We start from the raw sequence: 21,230 nt of genomic DNA, 5'->3' as shown, positions 1-21,230 counted from the left end.
CCGGATCGGGCGGAGTGGGCCCGGTCAGCGGACGGTCTCCAGGACCTCTGCGGCGCCCAGGACCTCGGCGATCTCGCCGAGGGCGTCCCCGGACAGCGAGCGCAGGTCCTTCTCGCTCACGCCCAGGTCGTCCAGGACCAGGGCGTCGCCGACCGGCCCGTGCGGCACGGACTCGGCGGAACCGGTGTCCGCCGCGCCGTCCTCGCCGGTGCCGGCGTCGTCCGGTTCACCGTCCTCCGTGCCGTCGAGGTCGAGGGCGTCCAGGTCGGGGCCGCCGGCCCCGGGTTCCCGGCCGAGCAGCTCGTCGGTGAGCAGGATCTCCCCGTAGCTGCTGCGGGCGGCGGCCGCGGCGTCGGACACGTAGATACGAGGGTCGTCCTCGCCGTCCACGCGGACGACGCCGAACCAGCCGTCCTCCTGCTCGATCAGCACGAGCACCGTGTCCTCGTCGGGGGCGGCTTCCCGGGCCAGGTCGGCCAGATCCGACAGGGTTTCCACATCGTCGAGCTCCGTGTCGCTCGCTTCCCACCCGTCTTCGGTGCGCGCGAGCAGTGCGGCGAAGTACACCGTGACTCTCCCACTGGTCTTAGGTGTGCCGGTTGGGATTCCCCCCGGCGGAGGTGTGTGGACGAGGAGTGCTCTACGAGCCCCGCCCATTCGGAATCGTGGCAGAAACAAGGCCGACAGGGGACGTCTTCGGTTCCCTGTGTCCGGCAGTTTTGACCCCGCCCCGCCGAGTGTCCCCCCGGAGCCTGCCCGGGACCCGTCGGCGCGCTCGCCGCTGCCACAGCGGATCGTACGCGGCTCGGACTGCCGTGCTCGTACGACCACGGGGCAAACACCCGCATGGGCCGCGATCTTCCCGCAGCCGGGCCTGTTCCTGCCGTGTGTGCGACATCCCGTTCACCATGAGCGTCCCGTCCTGGGAGGCCGTGGGCCTCCTACCAGCGGAAGGTCCGCATGCGCATCGCGTGCCGCAGCCGGGCCGCCTTGGCGCGGCGCGGCTGGACCCGGTCGCGCAGTTCCCGGGCCTCGGCGAGTTCGCGCAGGAACCGGGCGCGTCGCCGCCGCCGCTCGGCGTCGGTCTCGTCCGCGCCGGGCGGTCCGGTCATGCCGGGCACCCCGGACACTCCGGAGGCCTCCGACGCGCGGGCCGTGCGGCCCACGCCGGCCACGCCGGCCGTGCCTGAAGCGCCTGGTGCGCCGCGCAGGCCGCCGGGTGTCTCGCGTGCCGACGGCTTGTCTCGGAAATTCCGCTCAGGCATTGCTTCATCACCCCAGTCCGTCCCTCCCACCTTCCCCCGGACGGCCGGTTTGACGCCAGCGAAGGAGTGGCGGCGGGCTGTGGGGCTTGCCGTGTGCGGGGGATCCGGGTCCGGTCCTGCCCGGTTAATGTGGGGACATGCGTCTCCACGTCGTCGACCACCCCCTGGTCGCACACAAGCTCACCACGCTGCGCGACCAGCGCACCGACTCCGCGACCTTCCGCCGTCTCGCCGACGAGCTGGTCACCCTCCTCGCCTACGAGGCCACGCGTGACGTGCGCACCGAACAGGTCGACATCCAAACGCCGGTGGAGCGGACCACGGGCGTCAAGCTCTCCCACCCGCGCCCGCTGGTGGTGCCGATCCTGCGGGCCGGTCTCGGCATGCTGGACGGCATGGTCCGGCTGCTGCCGACCGCCGAGGTGGGCTTCCTCGGCATGATCCGCAACGAGGAGACGCTGCAGGCCTCGACGTACACCACCCGGATGCCGGAGGACCTCTCCGGGCGTCAGGTGTACGTGCTGGACCCGATGCTCGCCACCGGCGGCACGCTGGTCGCCGCGATCCTGGAGCTGATCAAGCGGGGCGCGGACGACGTGACCGCGGTGGTGCTGCTGGCCGCTCCCGAGGGCGTCGAGGTCATGGAGCGCGAGCTGGCCGGCACCCCGGTGACCGTCGTGACGGCGTCGGTCGACGAGCGCCTCAACGAGCAGGGCTACATCGTGCCGGGTCTCGGAGACGCGGGGGACCGGATGTACGGGGCGGCCGAGTAGGCCGTCCGCCGTAGGTACGCACTACGCATACATACGAACGGCGGTGACGGACGGCGGTGCCGGACCGGCCGCCCGTTCGCAGGACGACCGCGGACGACCGCGGATGACCTCGGACGAAGCGACCGCCCCCGAGTTCCGGCCTCGAGGCCCGGCCTCGAGCTCGGGGGCGGTCGCCTCTGCTCCCGCTCCCGCTTGTTGCTTCTGCTTCTGTCTCCGGCGTCAGCAGCTGTTCTTCGCGGTGGTGGGCGCGGGCTCGGGCTCGTTCAGCGCGGCCAGGGCCCGGTCGGCGTCCGCCTTGGCCGTCAGCCGGGTGAAGGCGTCGCCGATGATCAGGTCGATCTCGACGCCCTTGCGGGAGACCTCGGTGCGGCGTTCGGCGTCGGCGAGCTGGGTGCCGAGTACCGGCAGCGAGGTCTTGAGGGCGGACGCGGGGCCGAGGAGCACACCGGTGCCCTTGACCTTCTTGTCGTACTCCTCGGCCGCGTTGCCGACGTCGCCGATCTTGAAGCCACGCTTTTTCAGTTCGTCCGCGGTCTTCTTGGCCAGACCCGACTTGGTCGTGGCGTTGAGGACGTTGACCGTGATCCGGCCGGGCCCGGGGAGCGCGGCACTGGGGCTCGGACTGGGCGAGGGGCTCGCCTTGGTGGCGCAGCCCGCCTTGACGCCGACCGCGGAGGCGGGGTTGCCGCCACCGGTGAAGACGTCGAAGAGCTGCAGTGTGCCCCAGCCGGCCACGCCGAGCGCCGCGACGGAGGTGATGGCCAGGACGACGAGCTTGCCGCGGCGTCGGGGTCGGCGCATCCGCGGGTACTTGTCACCCCGGATCTGGTACTGGCCGCCCATGCCGGGAGGAGTCAGCATGCTCATGGGCGCAGCGTAATGCGCTCCGGCAACTATGCCTACCAGATGATCATTCGATAGCGCGCAGTCCAACCCGAAAGGGTCAAACCCTGGGCCGAAAGAGGTGCGTCCGGCGGGATCGAGGGGATCGGCGACGTACCGGTGCCCTCCGTGTACTGACTGGTGTCACCCGCACGCCGACCGAGCAGCCCGCACGTCGTCCGGAGCCGTCCGCACGTCGTCCGCGCGTCGTCCGCACGTCGTCCGGAGTCGCCCGCGCACCGGCCGGTGGGGCAACCGGCCTGCGGGTGGGAGTGTCAGCCCAGATCGAGGACGCGGGCGTGCAGCACCTGGCGCTGCTGGAGCGCCGCCCGTACCGCGCGGTGCAGCCCGTCCTCCAGATACAGATCGCCCTGCCACTTCACGACGTGCGCGAAGAGGTCGCCGTAGAAGGTCGAGTCCTCGGCGAGGAGGGTCTCGAGGTCGAGCTGCTGCTTCGTCGTGACGAGCTGATCGAGGCGGACCGGGCGCGGCGCGACGTCCGCCCACGACCGGGTGCTTTCCCGGCCGTGGTCGGGGTACGGCCGGCCGTTTCCGATGCGCTTGAAGATCACACGGAAAGCCTACCGGCCCAGACGTTCCGGGCGCAGCCATGGCGGCGGAGTACGACACGGGAAAAAACATCCCGGAACGGAATGAAGCGGAAACGGGTGAGGGAGGTCCGCACCTTCCGCCGGCCGAACCCGGGCGGGTCCTCCAGCCGCTTCAGCAGCTCCTCGCCGGTGTCCACGCCGTGCCGGACCTCCTTGAGGTCGGGGTCGGGGGCGGCCTCGGCGGCAGGGTCGGGGCCGGGGTCCTGACGAGGTGAAGGGTGACGCTCATGCCTCGGTGATCGGCGTGTCCGCGGGTCAGCCCGTGCGCCAGTACCCCAGGGCGTGCAGCCGCTGCTTGGGCACGCCCAGCTCCTTGCGCAGGAACGCCGACAGGGTCCGGGTGGTCGCGGTGTCGCAGGCGACCCAGACGTACGGGTCGGGGTGGGCCCGCAGCAGGCCGGGCAGATCGGCCCGGACCCGCTCGACGAGGTGGGCGCCGGAGTCCCGGCGCGGGACCTCGCGCACCTCGTGCCGCTCGGGGTCGGCCAGGCAGGGCAGCCCGTGCAGGGCGCCCTCGAACCAGATGGTCGCCGGCGCGGATCCCAGGGCGCCCAGCAAGGAGTTGACGGCCGGGAGGGAGGCCGGGTCCCCCACCACGAAGACGTGCGAGGGGGCGGGAGCGGGCATGTCGAAGCCCGTCCCTTGGACGGTCGCCCCGATGGTGTCCCCGGGCTTCGCCGCTCGCGCCCAGTCGCTGGCGCACCCCTCGTGCAGGGCGAACTCCAGGCCGAAGGTGCCGGCCGCCGGGTCGGGGTCGACGAGGGTGTACGCCCGCTGGTGCGGCTTGCCCGCGTTGTCGAACCACAGTCGCACCCACATCGTCGGGTGGACGCCGGTCGTGGCGAGCATGCCGCCGTCGGTGAAGCGCAGCCGCCGGTAGTCGGGGGTGACGTCCTCGGCACGCGTCACCGTGAACTCGAAGTCCTTGGCGCGCATCAGTTTGAGGACCGCGCCCTCCCAGCCCCGCCCCTGCCCCATCGCCCGTTCACCTTTCGCGTACGATTCCGCCACGGCTTGGTTAGGGGAGCCTAACCTAAAGTGAATGGGGGGCACAGTGACCGGCGAGATCTTCCGGGACGCCTGGGGCATTCCGCATCTGCGCGCGGGTGACGCCACCGAACTGGCCCGTCTCCAGGGCCGGGTCACCGCCCTGGACCGGGCCTGGCAGCTGGAGACCGAACGGCACAGGGCGCAGGGCACCTCGGCGTCCTTCCTCGGCCCCGAAGCCCTTCCCTGGGACCGCTTCGCCCGCCGTGTCCGTCTGGCCGACACGGCCCGCCGCTGCCTCGCCGAGCTGGACCGGCGGGACCCGGAGACGGGGCAGTGGCTCCGGGCGTACGTGGAGGGGGTCAACGAAGGGCTGGCGGCCCCGGGCGCTTCCCCCTCCCCGGCCTCCGATTCCTCCCCGGCTTCCGGTCCCTCCCCGGTTCCCGAGTCCACCGGAGTTCCGGAACCCGCCGCGGCCCCCGGATTCGCCGCCCCCGAATTCGCCCGTGTCGCCCTCACGCCCGGCCGCTGGGAGCCCTGGACGCCGCTCGCGGTGTGGCTCTCCACACACATCCTGTTCGCCGGGTTCCCCGCGAAGCTCTGGCGCGAGCAGGTCGTCGAGTGTCTCGGGCGGGACGCCGTCGGACTGTTCGCCGCCGACGGTCCCGGCACCTCCGGAAGCAACGGCTGGCTGGTCGCCGGGGAGCGGACGGTGACCGGGCAGGCGGTGATCGCGGGAGACCCGCACCGTTTCATCGAGGATCCCGGTGTCTACCAGCAGATCCGCCTGTCCTGCCCGGAGTTCGACGTCGTCGGCATCGCCGTGCCCGGCGTCCCCGGTATCGCCCACTTCGGCCACACCGGCTCGGTCGCCTGGGCGATCACCAACGCCATGGCCGACTACCAGGACCTGTACCGGGAGCAGTTGCGCCGCACCGATGGGGGAGGAGCCGAGAGCTCGGGGGAAGGTGTGGAGGCGCTCGGTCCGGACGGTGTCTGGCACCGGGCCGCCCGGCACACCGAGACCATCGAGGTCGCCGGCGAGGACCCGGTCGAGGTCGAGGTGATCGAGACCGACCGGGGACCGGTGATCATCGGCGGCCCCGAGGGTCTGGAGGACGGTGTGTCCGAACCCGGCGTTCCCCCGGTCGCCGTCGCCCTGCGCTACCCGCCCCGCGTCACCGGCGACCTGGGCTTCGGCGCCCTGCTGCCGCTGCTGCGGGCCCGCCGGGTCGCCGACGTGGACCGGGCCCTCGACCTGTGGGCGGAGCCGGTCAACGTGGTCCAGGCCGCCGACACCGAGGGCGGCACGCTGCACCGGGTGGCCGGCCGGGTGCCGGTACGGGCCGAGGCCAACCGGATCCGTCCGGTGCCCGCGTGGGAGCCCGGCCACGACTGGCAGGGGTGGCACGAGTCGCCGCGCGCCGGCCTGACCGACGGCATCGCCGTGATGGCGAACCAGCGCGGCCCGGCGGCTCCCCTCGGCGTCGAGTTCGCCGCGCCGCACCGCGCCGACCGTATCGCCGCGCTGCTCGCCCGGCGGGAACGCTGGTCGGCCGCCGAGATGCCGGCCATCCACACGGACACCCACCTCGCCTCCGCCGCCGCCCTGCTGGACCATGCCGCCGCCCTCGACGATCTGACCGGTCCGGCGGCCGGCCTGCGCGACCGGCTGCTGGACTGGGACCGGCACATGGACGCGGACAGCACCGGCGCGGCGCTCCACGCGGCGGTGCGCGGCGCGCTCGTACGGCAACTCGCGCGGCACCCCGCGTTCGCCCGGCTGGCCGCGCCCCCGGCCTACCCGGAGGTGTTCCAGCCCTGGCTCGCGCTGGTCCCGCGGATCGGCTACGCACTCGAACACCTCCTGACCGCGAAGGAGGTGTACGGCATCGACCGTCCGGAGGCGGTGCGCGCGGCGCTGGAGGAGGTGGCCGCCCGGCCACCGGCCGGAACCTGGGGCGACACCCACCGGCTGGCGCCCTGGCGGGCCCTGCCGCCCACGACGCCGTACGAGGAACCCGCTCTGTCCGGCGACCACGACTGCGTGCTGTGCACCTCCTCGGTGCCCGGCCTCACCGACCTCGCGGCACGCGGTCCGGCCGCCCGCTACGTCTGGGACCTGGCCCGCCGCGAGGACAGCCGCTGGGTGGTGCCGCTCGGCGCCTCGGGCGTCCCGGGCTCACCCCACCACCGCGACCAGCTGCCGCTGTGGCTCGCGGGGGACCTGGTCCCGGTCGTCACCGACTGGGACGGGCTCCGCAGGGAGGACGTGGTCCGGGGCCGGAGCACTCATGAGGAGACCGATGGACTCGATGGACTCGATGGGACCGATGGGACCGATGGGACCGATGGGACTGATGGGGCCTATGGGGCCGATGAGCTTCAGGAGGAGACCGATGTCTGACCCGTACGTGTCCCGCGCGGCCGTTCACGAGCACGTGGCCGACGGCTTCGGTTCCGTACGCGTGCTGCCGCTCGAACCGGCGGCGGACGCGGCCGTCCTGCACCGCTGGGTGAGCGGCGAACGTGCCGTCTTCTGGGGCATGAACGGCCTCACCGAGCAGCAAGTGGCCGAGATCTACGCCCATATGGACACGCTCGACACCCACCACGCGTACCTCGTCGTCAAGGACGGCGAGCCGGCCGCGCTGCTCCAGACGTACGAGCCGGAGGCCGACCGGGTCGGCGACTGCTACCCCGTCGAGCCCGGCGACATCGGCGTCCACCTGCTGCTCGCTCCGGCCGGCCCGGAGGGAGCGCGTCCCGGGTGGACCGGCGCACTGCTGACCGTCATGGTCGGGTTCGTCCTGCTGGGCCTGGACCGCGGGCGCGTGGTGGTGGACCCGGACGTGGCCAACGAGAAGGCGGTCGCCCGTTTCCTGCGGCAGGGTTTCACGGCGGGCCCCGAGGTCGTCCTGCCCGAGATCGATCTGCCGGACGTGTACCTGCCGGAGAAGAAGGCCCAACTCGCCTTCCTCGCAAGGGAGACGGCCTTCGGGAACAGGTGATGCCGACCGGCCGGCGGGTCGTCGTCCCGCCGGGGCGGTGAGCATTCCACGCCTCCCGTCCGTACCCCATCTGAAGCCGGAGTGCCGGATGGCCGGGGCGTTGGACGGCCGGAGTGCCGGACAGCCGGACGGCCGGGAGGTGGGAACGACGTGCAGCGACGGCGCAGCGGGGCGGCGGGCGACGGTGGCGGACGAGGTGCGGGCGGGCGGGGTGCGGGCGGGTGGGGCGACGGAACGGGCCGCCGAGCAACGGATCGCACAACGGCCGGTCCCGGAACGTTCGATCGCACAACGACCGGTCGCGGAGTCCGGCGGCTTCAAGGGCTGGTGCTGCTGGGCACCGTGCTGGTCCTGCTCCTCCTCGGCAGCGCCGGACCGGCGAGCGCCCATGCGGCGCTCCGCGAAGCCGACCCCGGGGACGGAAGCGTCGTCAAGTCCGCCCCCCGGCACGTCACCCTGACCTTCACGGAGTCCGTCGCCCTGCTCGACGACTCGTTCCGGATCTACAGCCCCGACAACCACCGGGTGCCGCTGGGCGAGCCGGAGCACGCCGACGGCAGGTCCGACACGGCACGCATCGGCCTGCCCGACGGGCTCGACGACGGCACCTACACGGTCGCCTGGCGGGTGGTCTCCGCGGACAGCCACCCCGTCTCCGGCGCCTTCACCTTCTCCATCGGCGCGCCCTCGCCCACCGCACCGGTGGCGCCCGCGACCCCGGCGGAGCACCCGATCACCGCGAGTCTCTACGACACCGGCCGCTATCTCGCGTACATCGCCGCCGCGCTGCTCATCGGGACGGTGGCGTTCGCGGCCCTGTGCCGGCCGCCGGACACCGCCCCGCTGCGGACGCCGCTGGTCACGGGCTGGTGGACGCTGCTGACGTCCACCGCGGTCCTCCTCGTGCTGCGGGCTCCGTACGAGAACGGAACGTCCCCGGCGACCGCGTTCGACCTCTCGGCCTTCACCGGCGTCCTCACCGAGCGGCCGGGCATCGCGCTGCTGACCCGGCTCGCCCTGCTGGTACTGGCGGCGGCGGTCCTCCTGCGCCTGCCCCGACCGTCCCGCCTGCGGCGGGACCACGGTGGGCCGGACGGCCGGACATCGCCCGCCCGGTTCGCCGTGGGCACCGTCCTGGCCGTCGCCCTCGCGTTGACGTGGGCGTCGGCCGAGCACGCCTCGGCCGGTATCCAGGTTCCGGTGGCGATGACGTCGTCCGTACTGCACCTGCTGGCGATGGCCTGCTGGCTCGGCGGCCTCACGGCCCTGCTCATCGTCCTGTTCCGCGCCGACACCCCGCCGCCCGTCGCCACGGTCACCCGCTTCTCCCGTCTCGCCTTCCTGTCGGTGACGGTCCTTGTCGTCACCGGCGTCTACCAGTCCTGGCGGGGCCTCGGCTCCTGGTCGGCGCTCGCTGACTCGTCGTACGGGAGGACCCTGGCCGTCAAGCTCGTGATGACGGCCGCACTGCTGCTGGCGGCGGGCCTGTCCCGCCGCTTGACGCTCGGCCTGGCGACGGCGGCCTCACCCACGGAGACGGAGACGGAGACGGAGGGGAAGAAGGAGAAGGGGAAGGCTGTGGAGACGGCTGCGGCGGCCGTGCGGGAACGGATCCCGGAACTGGTGGCCTCCGCCACTTCGGACAAGGCACCGCCCACCGCCCCCGCGCTGCCCGCCTCCGACGACGGCGCCCCGGACTCCCCGTCCCCCGCTCCGTCCCCTGCCTCGCCCTCCGTCCAGGACCCGTCCGACCCGAACGAGCCGCCCCTCGACCGCTACCGCCGTGCCCTGCGCGTCTCCGTTCTGGTGGAAGCGGTGGTGGCGGTCGTGGTGCTGCTGGTCACGACGGTGCTGACCAGCACCCTTCCGGCCCGAGCGGAGGCCGAGGCCGCGGCGACCGGGACGGCCCCGGTCGCCGGACTGCCCGCGGCGACGGTGGTCACGATCCCGTACGCCCTCGACGTCCCCGGTGGGAAGGGCAGTGTGCAGATCACCCTGGACCCGGGCCGGGTGGGGGAGAACGGCATCCAGGCGGTGGCCTTCGGCCCCGCCGGTGCCCTGGACTCGATCCCGGAGCTCCGCCTCTCCTTCACCCTCGCCGAGAAGGACATCGGCCCCATCGACGCCGGACTGACCGACCGCGGCGGCTACTGGGCCACCAGCGACCTCAACCTCCCCCTGCCGGGCACCTGGACGATGAAGGCGACGATCAGGGTCTCGGAGGTGGACCAGGTGACCGAGTCCCACCCTCTGCACATCGAACCCTGAGCCGCCCGGGTAACCGCCCCGGCACCTGTCCCGGCATCCGCCCCGGAGCCCGTGTCCGTGGCCCCGCCGAGGGCCGGCTCACGAAGGAGAGTGGTGAACCGCACAGCGGCAGTCGGGTGCGGGAGCCGGGACGTCCGGCCGGGGAACCGGGCCCGTGGCACGACGAAGACCCCGGCTGCCGCGCAGTCCGGGGTCTGTCGTGCCTGTTCACGCGGCTGCGGCCTAGCGCGCCTTGCGGTGGGGCGTACCTGTGTCCAGGTCCGGGAAGGATGCTTGCGCCTCCTCGAACAGGAAGCTCTCGTCCTCCCCGAAGTCCGGGGCCTGGAAGGGGTCCGCCTCCGGACGGGGGGACGCTGCGGTGGCCTGGCGCGGCGCCCCTTCCGGGGCGGAGAACAGCGAGGTCGTGTCGATGAGAGGTCTCCGATTCGGTGCGGGGCCATGAAGGGGTCTTGCGTGTCGTGACCGGGCCCGGCGGTCCTGGAGCCGCTGCCACGGCTGCGACGTCGGTCGCGGCGGCAGCCTCGGCCCCAGCTGGGACTACAGCTACGGCTGGAACTACAGCTTGCTCATCTTGGCGTACGGGCTCAGGATCCGTTCCTGCGCCGAACCGAAATCCACGAGTACCGCGATTCCGTCCTCGATGCCGATCACCCGGCCGAGACCGTACATGTCGTGCGTGACCTGGTCACCCACCGCGAAGTGCTTGGGCGGCGGTGCGACCGGGGCTTTGAAGGGGCTGGTGGGCAGAATGCGCTTCGGTGCAACTGGCTTTGTCATTGTCTCCAGTATGGGCCTGCGAGCGCCGCTTGCTACCGCCCTCCACAGTTCACTACTCCCGGCTCCATGGGAAACTCGGGGTGTGATCGTCGAACGTGCGTACGTATCCGGTGTCCTGCCCGACGAGGACGAGGCGGAATGGCCGTGGTCCGTGCCCTGTGTGCGGGGGCTCCTGGCGGACGGTCTGCACCTCACCTCGCCGGTGACCTACCTGGTCGGTGAGAACGGCTCGGGCAAGTCGACCCTGGTCGAGGCTCTCGCCGAAGGCTTCGGGCTGGACTCCTGGGGCGGCTCGCACGACTGGCGGTATGCCAGTCACCGCCCGAAGTCGGTGCTGGGCGAGCGCATCCGCTTCGACGCGGCACCGCGCGGACGCCACATGCTGGGCAGCTGGCACGCCCGCAAGGGTTTCTTCCTGCGCGCCGAGACGGCGCTGGACGCACTGGACCGGGAAGGGTTCGCACCGGATTCGGTCAGCCACGGCGAGGGCTTCCTCGCGGCGTTCCGGGGGAAGTTCCTCCATCCCGGCCTGTATGTGATGGACGAGCCGGAGGCGGCGCTGTCGTTCACCTCGTGCCTGGAGCTGCTCGGCCATGTCGACCAGCTGGTCAAGAGTGGTGGCCAGGTCATCTGCGCCACGCACTCTCCGCTGCTGACCGCCCTGCCCGGCGCGGACATCGTCGAGGTCGGCGACCACGGCATGCGCCGGACGGCCTGGGACGAACTCGCCCTGGTCGAGCACTGGCGCCGTTACCTGGCCGACCCGCGGTCCTACCTGCGGCACGTCCTGGACTGAGCCCGGCCGGCCGTCGGTGCCGTGTTCCGTGCGCGGCCGGGCCCTGCCGGGGGCCGGGTGCCCGGCCGTCGCGTGACGGTCAGCGCTCGACGGATCAGCGCTCGACCTCGAAGGCGGCGGCGGAGGGCACGAACAGGGTGTCACCGTCCTTGGCCGTCGCCAGCGCCGTGACCTTCCAGGTGCCCGCCTCCAGCGCGGCCGCCTCCACCTCGGTGACCTTCAGCGCGTAGGTGCAGCGGGAGGTCTCGTCCGAGGTCGTGCGGCAGGTGGCGGTCTCCTCCGCGTCGCGGAGCTCCTTCTCGGTCGGGTCCAGCTCCGAATCGGCGGGCCACGGCAGGACGTGGAGGCTCTGGATGCCCGAGTCGTCGCTCACGTCCGTGGTGAAGGAGAACGAGCCCGCGCTGTCGCCGGACGGAGCGGTGTAGCGGGCCGAGCTGTTCTCCAGAGACGGCTTCGTGGGGCTCGAGGCCACGGCGAAACCGGCGGCGGCTCCGCCGACGACGAGGGCACCGACGAAGGACCCGATGAGAACGCGCTTGGACATGGTGAATCCCCCTGATGTGATCGAATCCGCTTGAATCCGCTTGAATCCACTTGAATTCGCTTGGATGTGCCTGGCTGGTTGCGCGGAAACAGGTGTGGTCGCACCTGCCGGACCGGGCCGCGGGAAAGCGGTACGCCGCGTCCTGGACGGAACGGAAACCGCTGGTGGAGCCGGTGGCGGGCCGCTTCCCGATGTGATCGAGACTAGGGCCGGGGGCACCCCTCGGTCCTCGGGCCGGCGGACGATTGCCGCGTGCAACCGGAGACGGAGAAGGCTGTGCGGTCTCCACCGGGCGGGTATCACCGCTCCTGTAACCCAGGTAGGAGAAGGGGATCCACCTCCAGCCGGAGTCGGGCCGCCCACCTGCGGACATAGCCTTGGCGTCTCATGAAGCGAACCGACGACCGGCTGCTCCCGGTCCTGCTGATCTGTGCCCAGGCCGTGGTCTGGCCGGGGGCGGCACTGGTGCGCGGGACCGTCCCGACCGCGTCCGCTCTTCTCGTGGCGATCCTGGTCGCCGGACCGGTGACGGCCGCGCTCGCCCTGCGCCGTACCCGCCCGGTGACCACCCTCGTCCTGGTCGCCGCCGCCTGCGCGCTGGGTGCCGGTCCGCTGCCCATCGGGGCGATGGCGGTACTCGGGACCGCGGGTGTCGCACTGGCCCTGTTCACCGTGGCGGCCGAACGCGACACCTTCACCGCCCTGCTGTGCACGGTCGCGCTCGCCGCCTGGCAGGTCCTGTACTGGATCAGCCTGCACGGGCTCAGCGACCACGACGGGCTCGACCTCGTCCTCACCGCCCTGCTGTACGCCCTTGCCTGCGGGGCCGGCCTGTTCGCGCGGCGGACCCGTCGCGCACGGGAAGCGGCCGGACGGCTGCTGCAACGCGCCGAGTCCGAACGCCACCGGCTTCCGGCTGCCGAACGTCAGCGCATGGAACGGGAGCTGCACGATGTGAGCGCCCACCATCTGACAGCCGTGGTGGTCACGGCGGGGGCGGCGCTCGGGCTTCGGGAGAGCCGTCCCGAACTGGCCGACGAGGCGCTCCGGTTCGCCGTCGGTACCGGCCACGAAGTCACCCGGGCGCTCGGGTCGGTACGGTCGCCCTCGCCCTCGCGCGAGGAACTGCCGTCGTCGGAGGAGCGGTTGCGGGACCTGGTCGAGGGGTTCCGCGGGCTGGGCCGGGAAGTGGACCACGAGATCGGCCCCTTGCCGAACGGCGCCGTCGCCGACGCGGCTTTCGGCATCGTGCGCGAGGCGCTGACGAACGTGGCCAGGCACGCCCCCGGCGCGCACACGAGGGTGCGGTGCCGGTACGGCGACACGCGTACGGACGTCGTGGTCACGAGCTCGGCACCGCCGGCAGGGGCGACGGCGCACGGCGCGAACCTCGGCGGGGGACGCGGCACGGCCTTCCTGCGGTCCCGTGCGCGGGAGGCGGGAGGCACGCTGACCAGCGGCCCGACCGCGGACGGCGGTTGGGAGGTGGCCGCGGTCCTGCCCGGCCGGACGGCCGCCCCGGTCGAGCGGTCCGTCCCGCGCAGCTACCGCCTGGCGCAACTGACGGCCGCGACCGGACTCGTCCTGCAACCGCTCCTCCCCGTAATGATCATCAGGTCGGAGGACGTGTCGAGCGGGTCGACGGTGTCCGCCGGCGCGTTCTTCGCCCTGCTCGCCGCGGCACAGGCGGCCGCGCTGCTGTGGCTGCGCCGGGCGCCCCGCGCGGCCACGGGCGCCCTGCTCGCGCTGGCCCCGCTGTGGCCGGTGGCGATGGCGGTCGGCGACTACACCGGGCCGGCCGTGCTGCCACCGGCGCTGAGCATGCTCGCCACCTGCGGGGCGCTCGCCACCCACGCGGCACACGCGGCCCGGACCGCCGCCGGTCCGGTCCTTGCCGGGAACCGCCCACGCCCGCCCCGGTGGCTCCGCCCCGCCGCGGCGGCTGCGGGGAGCGGGCCCGCCGCGGCGACCGCGGTGGCCGGTTCGGCCGTGGCGGTGGTGGTGCACGCGGCGGCGGCGACCGCCGCCGTCCTGGACCGGGGCACGACGGTCCCCGCCTGGACGGTCGCCGCGCTGGCGACGGCCGGGGCGTCCGTGGCGGCCGGCGCGGCCCACCGGGGCGGGACCCTGCGGGGCCGGCGCGACCGGGCCGCGCGGGGCACGCGCGACGAACGCCTCGCCGCCTGGACCGAGGAGGCCGTCCGGGACGCGTGGGCCGAGCGCCGCCGGATCGCCGCCGGGCTGGAGAGCACCGTGCTGGCACGCACCGCCGACATGGTCACGGAGGCGGAGGCGGGCCGGCTCGACGGGACCGCGGAACGCGCCCGCGAGGCACTGGCCGCGATGCGCTCCCTCCTCGACACGGTCCGGGAGGGCGGGACGGAGGCCGCGCGGCGGCCGCAGCCCACCCTCCAGGCCCTCGACCTGCTCGCCCACCAGTACCGGGCCACCGGCCGTGACGTGGAGATACGGCTGGCCGACCGGGTGCCCGGCCGACTCCCCACCGCCGTGGACCTGACCGCGTACCATGCGGCGGAGACCGTGCTCGCGGCGAGCGTTGAGGGGCCGGCACTCCTGGAATTCGACGCGTACGACGGCTCGTTGACACTCACGGTCACCGGGGTGCCGGGCGCCACCCGCGGCCTCGTACGGGAACGGCTGACGGCACGGGTCGCGGCCCTCGACGGTACGGTGACCACCGGCCCGGCGGACACCGTCCGCCTCCGGCTGCCCCTCGCCCCGGGCCCGGAGGCCACAGGCGCGCCGGTCGCCGAGCAGGGGGACGAGGAGAAGAGAGAACGATGAGCCTCAAGGTGCTGGTCGTCGACGACCAGGGCATCGTACGGGCGGGGTTCGCCGCCGTGATCGGCGCCGAGGAGGACATGACCGTCGTCGGCGAGGCCGCCGACGGTGCCGCCGCGGTACGGCTCGCGGAGGAACTGGCACCCGACGTGGTGGTGATGGACGTCCGGATGCCCGAACTGGACGGCATCGCCGCCACCCGGATCATCACCGGCAGGAAGAACGCGCCCCGTGTCCTGGTGCTGACCACCTTCGACCTCGACGTGTACGTCTTCGACGCGCTGCGTGCCGGTGCCTCCGGCTTCCTGCTCAAGGACGTGCACCCCTCCGAACTGCTCCAGGGCATCCGGGTGGTGGCCTCGGGCGAGAGCGTGCTCTCCCCGTCCGCGACCCGCCGGCTCATCGGCCACTACGCGTCCGGCGAGCCCACCCGGATCCACGCCGCGAGCGGCCACCACGAGCTGGACAGCCTGACCGCGCGCGAGCGGTTCGTCCTCACCCTCGTGGCGTCCGGACTCACCAACATGGAGATCGGTGCCGAACTCGGCATCACCGTCGGCACGGTGAAGTCCCACGTGAACGCGCTGCTGCGCAAGCTCGGACTGCGCGACCGGGTACAGGCGACGATCCTCGCGTACGACGTCGGCCTCGCCCACCCGAACCCGCCGGGCGCACACCTCTGACCCCCGTCCGCCCCCCGATCGTCTCTGACGCCACCGACGCCTCTGACACCGAGAGACCCACCACCATGACCGATTCCGGCCGATCCGCCAGACCCGCGCGGCCTGTCAGATCCCTTTCCCGTTGGCTGCGCCGCGTCTTCTTCGGTGATGTCCTCGCCCTCGTCTACCTCGGGATCTGTGCCGCCCTGCTCGTGTGGGCCGTCGTGGTGACCGTCGCCGGCGCCGGGGAGGACGCGTCCTTCGCCGGAATCATCCCGCTGCTGGCCGCGGCCCCGGTCAGCTTGGTGTTGTTCGGGCTGCCGGGCGGTGCCATGACGTTCATCGGCGCGGTGGCCGGTGGCGCGCTGGTCAACGCCGCGGTCATCGGCTGGTGTGCCCGCGTACTGCGCCGCGGCGGCCGCCCGGACCTCGCCGGCTGAGCGGCGGGGCGTCGCGCGCCGCCCCCCGGCGTCATGATCCCGGCAGGCGCCGTCACGATCCCGGCCGGTGCCGTCAGGTGTCGAAGCGGTGGCGGGCGGCGTCGATGTGGCCGAGGTACCGGTGGGTCCAGTCGCACATGCCGTCGACCATGGCGCGCAGGGCCCGGCCCGGCTCGGTGAGGGTGTACTCGACCCGAGGCGGCACGGTGGGGTGCACCGTGCGCTCGACCAGTCCGTAGCGCTCCAGCATGCGCAGGTTCTGGGTGAGCATCTTGTGGCTGATGCCCTCGACCGCGTCCCGCAACTCGCTGAAGCGCAGGGTCCCGTCACCGAGCCCCTCGATGATCAGCAGGGCCCATTTGTTGGCGACGTCCGAGAAGATCTCCCGCGCCAGGGAGTCCGCGCGCCTCAGGTCCGCGTCCTCGGGCGAGCCCGTGTACTGCTTGGTTCCCATACGGTTCCCCAGTCACCGAAAAGTGCGTTCTTCCAGGTCGGTGCTGACTCTCCTACAGTGCCTGAGTAACCGCAAGAGAGCACGAGTGCGTACCGCACCGGAAGGACATGCACGATGGCCACTACCGATGTCTTCCACCACGACGTCCCGGCCGAGAGCGACTTCGGCTATGCGCAGGCGATCAGGTCCGGCGGCCTGATCCATGTGTCCGGTCAGCTCTCGCTCGACGAGGAGGGCGCGTTCCGGCACGCCGAGGACCTCGCAGCCCAGCTCCGGCTGACCTACACCAACATCGACAAGGTTCTGGACCACTACGGCGTCACCCGCAACCAGATCGTCTCGCAGACGCTGTACGTGGTGAACCTGCTGCGGAACGCCGACGCGGTGGCGGCGGGCAACCGGGCGTATTTCGGCGGCCACCACCCGGTCAGCACCGTCGTCGGTGTCAGCGAGCTGACGTTCCCCGGCCAGCTCGTCGAGATCGGCTGCGTCGTCGACACGGGACTGGCGGCGTAGGTCCGAGAGCCGCGTCCGTCGGCGGCGCCCGGGCGGCGTGGTCACGCAGCCGAAGGGATCAACGGGCGGGCGGCACGAACTCGGGCTGGTCGAGCAGGCGCAGCCAGCTTCCGTCGGGCTGGCGCCGGACGACCTGCGCGCGGGCGCCCGCCCCGTCCCCCGGCGGCGTCGAGGTGAGGGCGATGTCGCCGCTGACCAGCGTCGGAAGCGGCTGCTCCGGCTCGAAGCGGGGGCGGTGGGCCAGCACCTTCTCCCACAGGGCGCGGATCGCCTCCCGGCCCACCGTCCGGTCGCCGGGCGGGTATGCCATCACCGCGTCCTCTTCGTAGAGCGCGGCGACTCCGGCCGCGTCACCGGCGTTGGACCGTTCGACGAACAGGCGGGTGATGTCCTCGGGCCGCATGGCCTTCGCGTACGCGGACCCGTCCTCGTGCGGGTGCCCCGGTGTTTCCGGCATGGATGCCTCCTGGCCTCGCTCGGACTTCGATGCCTCCAGCGTGGTCGCTTGCCGACCAGAAGTCCAACAGATGGATCTGCTGGCAACTAGAATCCATGGTTATGGAACTGAGGCAGCTGGAGTACTTCGTCGCGGTCGCCGAGGAGCGGAACTTCACGCGGGCGGCCGAGCGGGTCCGCATCAGCCAGTCCGGGGTCAGCGCCCAGATCCGCCGGCTGGAACGGGAGCTCGGCGCCGAGCTGTTCGACCGGACGTCGCGTGCCGTCACCCTCACCGTCGCGGGAAAGGCCGCGCTCGGCCCCGCCCGCGCCGCGCTCGCCGCGGCCGGGGCGGTGGGCCGGGCGGTGGGCGAGGTCACCGGCCTGCTCCGGGGCCGGCTCACGGTCGGGATGGTCCTGGGCTGCACGGTCACCCCGCTGTTCGACGCCCTCGCCGCCTTCCACCGGGCGCATCCCGGTGTGGAGATCGCTCTGCTGGAGGACAACTCCGACCGGCTCGTCGAGGGCGTACGCGCCGGCACCGTCGACCTGGCCCTCGTCGGAACCGCGACCGCCGCCCCGGACGGGCTGGAGGCGCTGACGATCCTCAGTGAGCGGCTCGTGGCAGCGGTCCCGGCCGGGCACCCCTTGGCGCAACAGCCACGGGTCGCGCTGCGCGACCTGGCCGCCCATCCGATCGTCTGCATGCCCTCCGGTACGGGGCTGCGCACGGCGTTCGACCTGGCCTGTGCCGCACAGGACCTCCGGCCCGTGATCGCGCTGCAGGCCGGCGCGGCGGACGCCGTCGCGGACCTCGCCGCCCGCGGGCTCGGTGTCGCCGTCCTCAGCGAGTCGATGGCCGCGGGCCGCGGTGACCGGCTCATCGCCCGCCTCATCGACGACGCCGACACACCGGCGATGCTCGCCCTGATCTGGAAGAGCGACCACAACCCCGCCGCCGTACGGGAGTTGCTGCACCACAGCCGGAGGGCGTTCGCACTGTCCGACCCGGCGTGACAGAGCGAGAGGCGGACGGCGGACGGCCGATAGCCGACAGCCGTTCCCTGGTTCGCCGCCGCTGTCCGCACGGGCGTGCGCCGGATCGCGGACGTCGTCCGACACCCGGCCCGGCCCGGCCGGCTGTCTGCCCGGTCCCCGCCGGCCGCCCGTACCGTCGGGGCACCACCGAAGTGGTGCCCCCGGGACAGCGGTCGATCACTTGGCGGGCATCAGGACCGTGTCGATGATGTGGACCTCGGCGTTGGCGGTCTCGACGCTGCCGCAGACCACCTTGGCGGAGTCGTCGACGGTGTAGGACTCACCGGAACCCGAGGTGGTGACCTTCGACTTCTCCAGCGTCTCGTAGGAACCGTTCTCCAGGTCCTTCGGGGCGAGCCTCTGGCCCACGACGTGGTAGGTGAGGATCTTCGTCAGCTGGGCCTTGTCGTTGAGGACCTCGTTCAGGGTGTCCTCGGGGATCTTCGCGAAGGCGTCGTTGGTCGGCGCGAACACGGTGATGTCCCGGGCGTTGTTGAGCGTGTCGACGAGCCCGGCCTTCTTCACCGCTGTCACCAGTGTGGACAGGGCGGGGTTGTTGGATGCGGCGGTGGCCACCGGGTCCTGGGCCATGCCGTCGAAGGAACCGGCGCCGTCCTTCGGGACCGAGGAACAGGCCGGACCGAAGGGCCGGCCGGCCGGGGACGCGCCGGAGCCGCTCATGCCGTCGTCCGAGACCGGTGCGGAGGCGGACGCCTCGGTGGAGGAACCGGCCTTCGCGGTGTCCCCGCTGTCGTCGGAGCAGGCGCTCAGGGCGAGGGGAAGTACGGCCGCGGCGGCCAGGACGACGGCGGTACGGCGGGCACGGTTGCTCATGAGTTTCTCCTGTGGTCGGTCGCGGCCGGAGCCGCGTCTGGATGGGTGGAGGGAAGGTGGCTCGGGGTGTCAGTGGGTGCCCTGGGGAGCCGCGGGGTGCCGCACTGGGGAAGGCCGGGAAGGCCGGGGGCCGGGAAGTCCGGGGCCGGGGCGTCCGGGAAGTCCGGGAAGTCCGGGTCGGTCAGGGGGGACCGTGGGATCCGTGGGGGAGTCACTCGACGGTGACCACGACGGAGTGCCGTCCGTCGGCGCCGTCGGGGGCGGTGCGGGTGCGCTTCTCGGTCTGCGTCTCGCCGGTGCGGTCGGTGGCGCGGACGGTGAGGGTGTGGCCGCCCTTGGTTGCCTTCCAGGGGAAGGACCACTGGCGCCAGGTGTCGCGCGAGGCCTCCGCCGCCGGCCGGGCCTCCTGCCAGGGACCGTCGTCGACGCGGATCTCGACCTTGTCGATGCCGCGGTGCTGCGCCCAGGCGACCCCGGCGACCATGACCGTGCCGGCCGAGGGGCGGGCAAAGGGCTTGGGGGTGTCGATCCGGCACTGCGTCTTGACCGGCGCCTCGCGGGCCCAGCCGCGCTCGACCCAGTAGGGGTCGTAGGCGTCGAACGTGGTGAGTTCGATGTCCTGGATCCACTTGCAGGCGGAGACGTAACCGTAGAGGCCGGGCACCACCATGCGGGCCGGGAAGCCGTGCTCGAAGGGCAGCGGCGCGCCGTTCATGCCCAGGGCGAGAAGGGCGTCGCGTCCGTCCAGTACGTCCTCGACGGGGGTGCCGATCGTCATGCCGTCGACGGATCGGGCCACCAGCTGGTCGGCCGGCCCGCCCTTCGAGGGCGGTACCACTCCGCACTCGGCCAGCAGGTCGGCGAGACGGACGCCGATCCAGCGGGCGTTGCCGACATAGGGGCCGCCGACCTCGTTCGACACACAGGTGAGCGTGATGTCGCGCTCGATCAACTCGCGCCGCAGCAGGCCGTCGTAGGAGAGGGTGACCGGCCGGGTGACGCCCGTGCCGTGGATGCGCAGACTCCATCCCGTCACGTCGACCTCGGGCACCACCAGGGCGGTGTCCACGCGGTAGAAGTCACCGCTGGGCGTGACGAAGGGGCTGATTCCTGGGATCCGCAGCTGGGCGCCCCTGGGCACGGGCCGGGCCGGGGAACCGGGCGCGGGCAGCACCACGTTCCTCCGGCCGACGGCCGCGTCCCGGCCGCCGGCCCCGCTCAGGGAGCGGGCGAGCAGACCGGTTCCGGCAGTCGCGGCCGCGGCGGCGCTCGCCGCGATCACGAAGCCGCGGCGATCCCACGTCTCACCGTGCGGCCGTGTCTCCTCACCGTGCGGCCGTGCCTCCTCACCGTGCGGTGGTGTGCCAGGCACGGGGCCCCGGGGTGCGAGGCGGCCCACGAGGACGTACAGCAGCACGGTCCCGGCGGCAGCGCCCACGACGGAGGGCAGGGCGTCGACGGCCCCGCTCGCGTCGGGCCTGCCGGTCGCCGCGAGCGCGCCGACGGCACCGAACAGCAGCACACCGGCCGCCGCGCCGCGCCGGAACCGCAGTGCGGCGATTCCCAGCACCAGTGCGAAAAGCGTCAGCACCGCGAGAATTCCCAGCTGGAGAACCAGCTTGTCGTGGGTGCCGAAATCACGGATCGCCCAGTCCTTCACGGCGGCGGGTGTGCGGTCGATCGCCGCACCGCCGACCGCGACGACGGGACCGGCCTGCGGACGCGTCGCTCCCGCCACCGCCTCGGCCACCGCGAGCGCGGCGAAACCCGCCAACGCGCCGCTCAGCGCGCCCAGCGGCAGCCGTATCGGCCTGCGCGGGCTTCGTGGGTGCCTCTCGGTCTCAGTCACGCGGGGAATCCGGTTCCGAAAGCCGGCCGGATTGGTCGCTGCCACGATCGGAGGAATTTTCTTCTCCGACCCATCCGTGCCGACTTCGGCTACGGAGAAAGAACAAGGAACGCCCGCGGCCTTGAGGCGTACTGAAGCGTATTGAGGCAGGGCTTCGGCCGTCGCACGGTCCCGCCCCGCCGCACCCGGGACCGGTCGCTCGCACCGCGACGGGACGCGACGGTACGTGCTGCACCGCGACGGGACGCGACGGGACGTGCTGCAACGGGGCGGGACGGAGCGGAGC

Annotated in this window: 21 protein-coding genes; 10 read left to right on the top strand and 11 right to left on the bottom strand. The window is 72.8% G+C overall.

Going from position 1 to position 21,230, the window contains the following annotated elements; genetic code table 11:
- Positions 1-24: 24 nt before the first annotated feature.
- Positions 25-567 carry a hypothetical protein gene (locus ACIF80_RS19020; RefSeq protein WP_399805930.1) on the bottom strand — a complete coding sequence of 181 codons (543 nt, stop codon included), beginning with the start codon at positions 565-567 and terminating at the stop codon, positions 25-27.
- Between the two features lie 374 nt (positions 568-941).
- Entirely contained in the window at positions 942-1,112 is a 171-nt protein-coding gene (locus tag ACIF80_RS19015) for a hypothetical protein (RefSeq protein ID WP_332429424.1), read from the bottom strand.
- 290 nt (positions 1,113-1,402) lie between these two features.
- Between ACIF80_RS19015 and upp the strand changes: the two genes are divergently transcribed.
- Positions 1,403-2,038, top strand: coding sequence for a uracil phosphoribosyltransferase (upp, locus tag ACIF80_RS19010; RefSeq protein WP_399805927.1), 636 nt, complete (start codon positions 1,403-1,405; stop codon positions 2,036-2,038).
- Positions 2,039-2,257: 219 nt separating this feature from the next.
- Here the strand turns inward: upp and ACIF80_RS19005 are convergent, their stop codons facing one another.
- From ACIF80_RS19005 to ACIF80_RS18995, 3 genes are all read right to left on the bottom strand, one after another.
- Positions 2,258-2,881: a LytR C-terminal domain-containing protein gene (locus ACIF80_RS19005; protein ID WP_399806134.1), complete on the bottom strand. Its 624-nt coding sequence runs from the start codon at positions 2,879-2,881 to the stop codon at positions 2,258-2,260.
- Between the two features lie 314 nt (positions 2,882-3,195).
- Positions 3,196-3,492, bottom strand: coding sequence for a type II toxin-antitoxin system VapB family antitoxin (locus ACIF80_RS19000; protein WP_055572735.1), 297 nt, complete (start codon positions 3,490-3,492; stop codon positions 3,196-3,198).
- A 294-nt stretch (positions 3,493-3,786) separates the two neighbouring features.
- Positions 3,787-4,509: a siderophore-interacting protein gene (locus ACIF80_RS18995; RefSeq protein ID WP_399805925.1), complete on the bottom strand. Its 723-nt coding sequence runs from the start codon at positions 4,507-4,509 to the stop codon at positions 3,787-3,789.
- Between the two features lie 76 nt (positions 4,510-4,585).
- On the opposite strand from ACIF80_RS18995, the gene ACIF80_RS18990 reads away from it, so the two are divergent.
- The 3 genes from ACIF80_RS18990 to ACIF80_RS18980 all read left to right on the top strand — a co-directional run bounded on the left by ACIF80_RS18990 (position 4,586) and on the right by ACIF80_RS18980 (position 9,797).
- On the top strand, positions 4,586-6,925 hold the full coding sequence (locus tag ACIF80_RS18990) for a penicillin acylase family protein (RefSeq protein ID WP_399806133.1): 2,340 nt from the start codon (positions 4,586-4,588) through the stop codon (positions 6,923-6,925).
- On the top strand, positions 6,918-7,529 hold the full coding sequence (locus tag ACIF80_RS18985; protein ID WP_399805923.1) for a GNAT family N-acetyltransferase: 612 nt from the start codon (positions 6,918-6,920) through the stop codon (positions 7,527-7,529). The genes ACIF80_RS18990 and ACIF80_RS18985 overlap by 8 nt, the downstream gene beginning before the upstream one ends.
- 327 nt (positions 7,530-7,856) lie before the next feature.
- Complete coding sequence (locus ACIF80_RS18980; protein WP_399805921.1) at positions 7,857-9,797, top strand: copper resistance CopC/CopD family protein; 1,941 nt, start codon at positions 7,857-7,859, stop codon at positions 9,795-9,797.
- A gap of 555 nt (positions 9,798-10,352) precedes the next feature.
- Here the strand turns inward: ACIF80_RS18980 and ACIF80_RS18975 are convergent.
- Entirely contained in the window at positions 10,353-10,574 is a 222-nt protein-coding gene (locus ACIF80_RS18975) for a hypothetical protein (protein WP_399805919.1), read from the bottom strand.
- Positions 10,575-10,656: 82 nt separating this feature from the next.
- Between ACIF80_RS18975 and ACIF80_RS18970 the strand changes: the two genes are divergently transcribed.
- Positions 10,657-11,370 (top strand): ABC transporter, encoded by a 714-nt coding sequence (locus ACIF80_RS18970; protein ID WP_399805917.1) that lies wholly within the window; start codon positions 10,657-10,659, stop codon positions 11,368-11,370.
- 94 nt (positions 11,371-11,464) lie between these two features.
- Here ACIF80_RS18970 and ACIF80_RS18965 read toward each other — a convergent pair whose 3' ends face one another.
- Entirely contained in the window at positions 11,465-11,914 is a 450-nt protein-coding gene (locus tag ACIF80_RS18965; RefSeq protein WP_399805915.1) for a DUF5707 domain-containing protein, read from the bottom strand.
- A gap of 387 nt (positions 11,915-12,301) precedes the next feature.
- On the opposite strand from ACIF80_RS18965, the gene ACIF80_RS18960 reads away from it, so the two are divergent.
- From ACIF80_RS18960 to ACIF80_RS18950, 3 genes are all read left to right on the top strand, one after another.
- Positions 12,302-14,719 (top strand): histidine kinase, encoded by a 2,418-nt coding sequence (locus tag ACIF80_RS18960; RefSeq protein WP_399805913.1) that lies wholly within the window; start codon positions 12,302-12,304, stop codon positions 14,717-14,719.
- The gene (locus ACIF80_RS18955; protein ID WP_399805911.1) at positions 14,716-15,399 is read left to right on the top strand and encodes a response regulator; all 684 of its coding nucleotides are present in this window, start codon (positions 14,716-14,718) and stop codon (positions 15,397-15,399) included. The genes ACIF80_RS18960 and ACIF80_RS18955 overlap by 4 nt, the downstream gene beginning before the upstream one ends.
- A gap of 65 nt (positions 15,400-15,464) precedes the next feature.
- Complete coding sequence (locus ACIF80_RS18950) at positions 15,465-15,818, top strand: SCO4225 family membrane protein (RefSeq protein WP_399805909.1); 354 nt, start codon at positions 15,465-15,467, stop codon at positions 15,816-15,818.
- A 73-nt stretch (positions 15,819-15,891) separates the two neighbouring features.
- On the opposite strand, the gene ACIF80_RS18945 is transcribed toward ACIF80_RS18950, so the two are convergent.
- A complete protein-coding gene (locus tag ACIF80_RS18945) occupies positions 15,892-16,272 on the bottom strand; it encodes a winged helix-turn-helix transcriptional regulator (protein ID WP_399805907.1) in 381 nt (126 codons plus the stop codon).
- A gap of 114 nt (positions 16,273-16,386) precedes the next feature.
- Here ACIF80_RS18945 and ACIF80_RS18940 point away from each other — a divergent pair, with 114 nt between their 5' ends.
- Positions 16,387-16,788, top strand: coding sequence for a RidA family protein (locus ACIF80_RS18940; RefSeq protein WP_399805905.1), 402 nt, complete (start codon positions 16,387-16,389; stop codon positions 16,786-16,788).
- A gap of 58 nt (positions 16,789-16,846) precedes the next feature.
- Here ACIF80_RS18940 and ACIF80_RS18935 read toward each other — a convergent pair whose 3' ends face one another.
- The gene (locus ACIF80_RS18935) at positions 16,847-17,245 is read right to left on the bottom strand and encodes a YybH family protein (protein WP_399805903.1); all 399 of its coding nucleotides are present in this window, start codon (positions 17,243-17,245) and stop codon (positions 16,847-16,849) included.
- Between the two features lie 101 nt (positions 17,246-17,346).
- On the opposite strand from ACIF80_RS18935, the gene ACIF80_RS18930 reads away from it, so the two are divergent.
- Complete coding sequence (locus ACIF80_RS18930; RefSeq protein WP_399805901.1) at positions 17,347-18,240, top strand: LysR family transcriptional regulator; 894 nt, start codon at positions 17,347-17,349, stop codon at positions 18,238-18,240.
- Positions 18,241-18,438: 198 nt separating this feature from the next.
- Here the strand turns inward: ACIF80_RS18930 and ACIF80_RS18925 are convergent, their stop codons facing one another.
- Positions 18,439-19,095, bottom strand: a complete 657-nt coding sequence (locus ACIF80_RS18925) for a fasciclin domain-containing protein (RefSeq protein WP_399805899.1) — start codon at positions 19,093-19,095, stop codon at positions 18,439-18,441.
- Positions 19,096-19,306: 211 nt separating this feature from the next.
- Positions 19,307-20,944 (bottom strand): molybdopterin-dependent oxidoreductase, encoded by a 1,638-nt coding sequence (locus ACIF80_RS18920; protein WP_399805897.1) that lies wholly within the window; start codon positions 20,942-20,944, stop codon positions 19,307-19,309.
- Positions 20,945-21,230: the final 286 nt, after the last annotated feature.

The organism is Streptomyces sp. NPDC085927 (assembly GCF_044540975.1).
GTDB lineage: Bacteria > Actinomycetota > Actinomycetes > Streptomycetales > Streptomycetaceae > Streptomyces > Streptomyces hirsutus.
The sequence above is the reverse complement of the archived record's forward strand: the minus strand, read 5'-3'. Positions and strand labels throughout refer to the sequence as shown.

Excerpts from the sequence above, each read along its gene's own strand:
- ACIF80_RS19005 (WP_399806134.1), bottom strand. The coding sequence starts at position 2,881 with ATGGGCGGCCAGTACCAGATCCGGGGTGACAAGTACCCGCGGATGCGC.
- ACIF80_RS18975 (WP_399805919.1), bottom strand. The coding sequence starts at position 10,574 with ATGACAAAGCCAGTTGCACCGAAGCGCATTCTGCCCACCAGCCCCTTC.
- ACIF80_RS18925 (WP_399805899.1), bottom strand. The coding sequence starts at position 19,095 with ATGAGCAACCGTGCCCGCCGTACCGCCGTCGTCCTGGCCGCCGCGGCC.
- ACIF80_RS18960 (WP_399805913.1), top strand. The coding sequence starts at position 12,302 with ATGAAGCGAACCGACGACCGGCTGCTCCCGGTCCTGCTGATCTGTGCC.
- ACIF80_RS18940 (WP_399805905.1), top strand. The coding sequence starts at position 16,387 with ATGGCCACTACCGATGTCTTCCACCACGACGTCCCGGCCGAGAGCGAC.
- ACIF80_RS18995 (WP_399805925.1), bottom strand. The coding sequence starts at position 4,509 with ATGGGGCAGGGGCGGGGCTGGGAGGGCGCGGTCCTCAAACTGATGCGC.
- ACIF80_RS18950 (WP_399805909.1), top strand. The coding sequence starts at position 15,465 with ATGACCGATTCCGGCCGATCCGCCAGACCCGCGCGGCCTGTCAGATCC.
- ACIF80_RS18930 (WP_399805901.1), top strand. The coding sequence starts at position 17,347 with ATGGAACTGAGGCAGCTGGAGTACTTCGTCGCGGTCGCCGAGGAGCGG.
- ACIF80_RS18955 (WP_399805911.1), top strand. The coding sequence starts at position 14,716 with ATGAGCCTCAAGGTGCTGGTCGTCGACGACCAGGGCATCGTACGGGCG.
- ACIF80_RS18945 (WP_399805907.1), bottom strand. The coding sequence starts at position 16,272 with ATGGGAACCAAGCAGTACACGGGCTCGCCCGAGGACGCGGACCTGAGG.
- ACIF80_RS18985 (WP_399805923.1), top strand. The coding sequence starts at position 6,918 with ATGTCTGACCCGTACGTGTCCCGCGCGGCCGTTCACGAGCACGTGGCC.
- ACIF80_RS18965 (WP_399805915.1), bottom strand. The coding sequence starts at position 11,914 with ATGTCCAAGCGCGTTCTCATCGGGTCCTTCGTCGGTGCCCTCGTCGTC.
- upp (WP_399805927.1), top strand. The coding sequence starts at position 1,403 with ATGCGTCTCCACGTCGTCGACCACCCCCTGGTCGCACACAAGCTCACC.
- ACIF80_RS19015 (WP_332429424.1), bottom strand. The coding sequence starts at position 1,112 with ATGACCGGACCGCCCGGCGCGGACGAGACCGACGCCGAGCGGCGGCGG.
- ACIF80_RS18935 (WP_399805903.1), bottom strand. The coding sequence starts at position 17,245 with ATGCCGGAAACACCGGGGCACCCGCACGAGGACGGGTCCGCGTACGCG.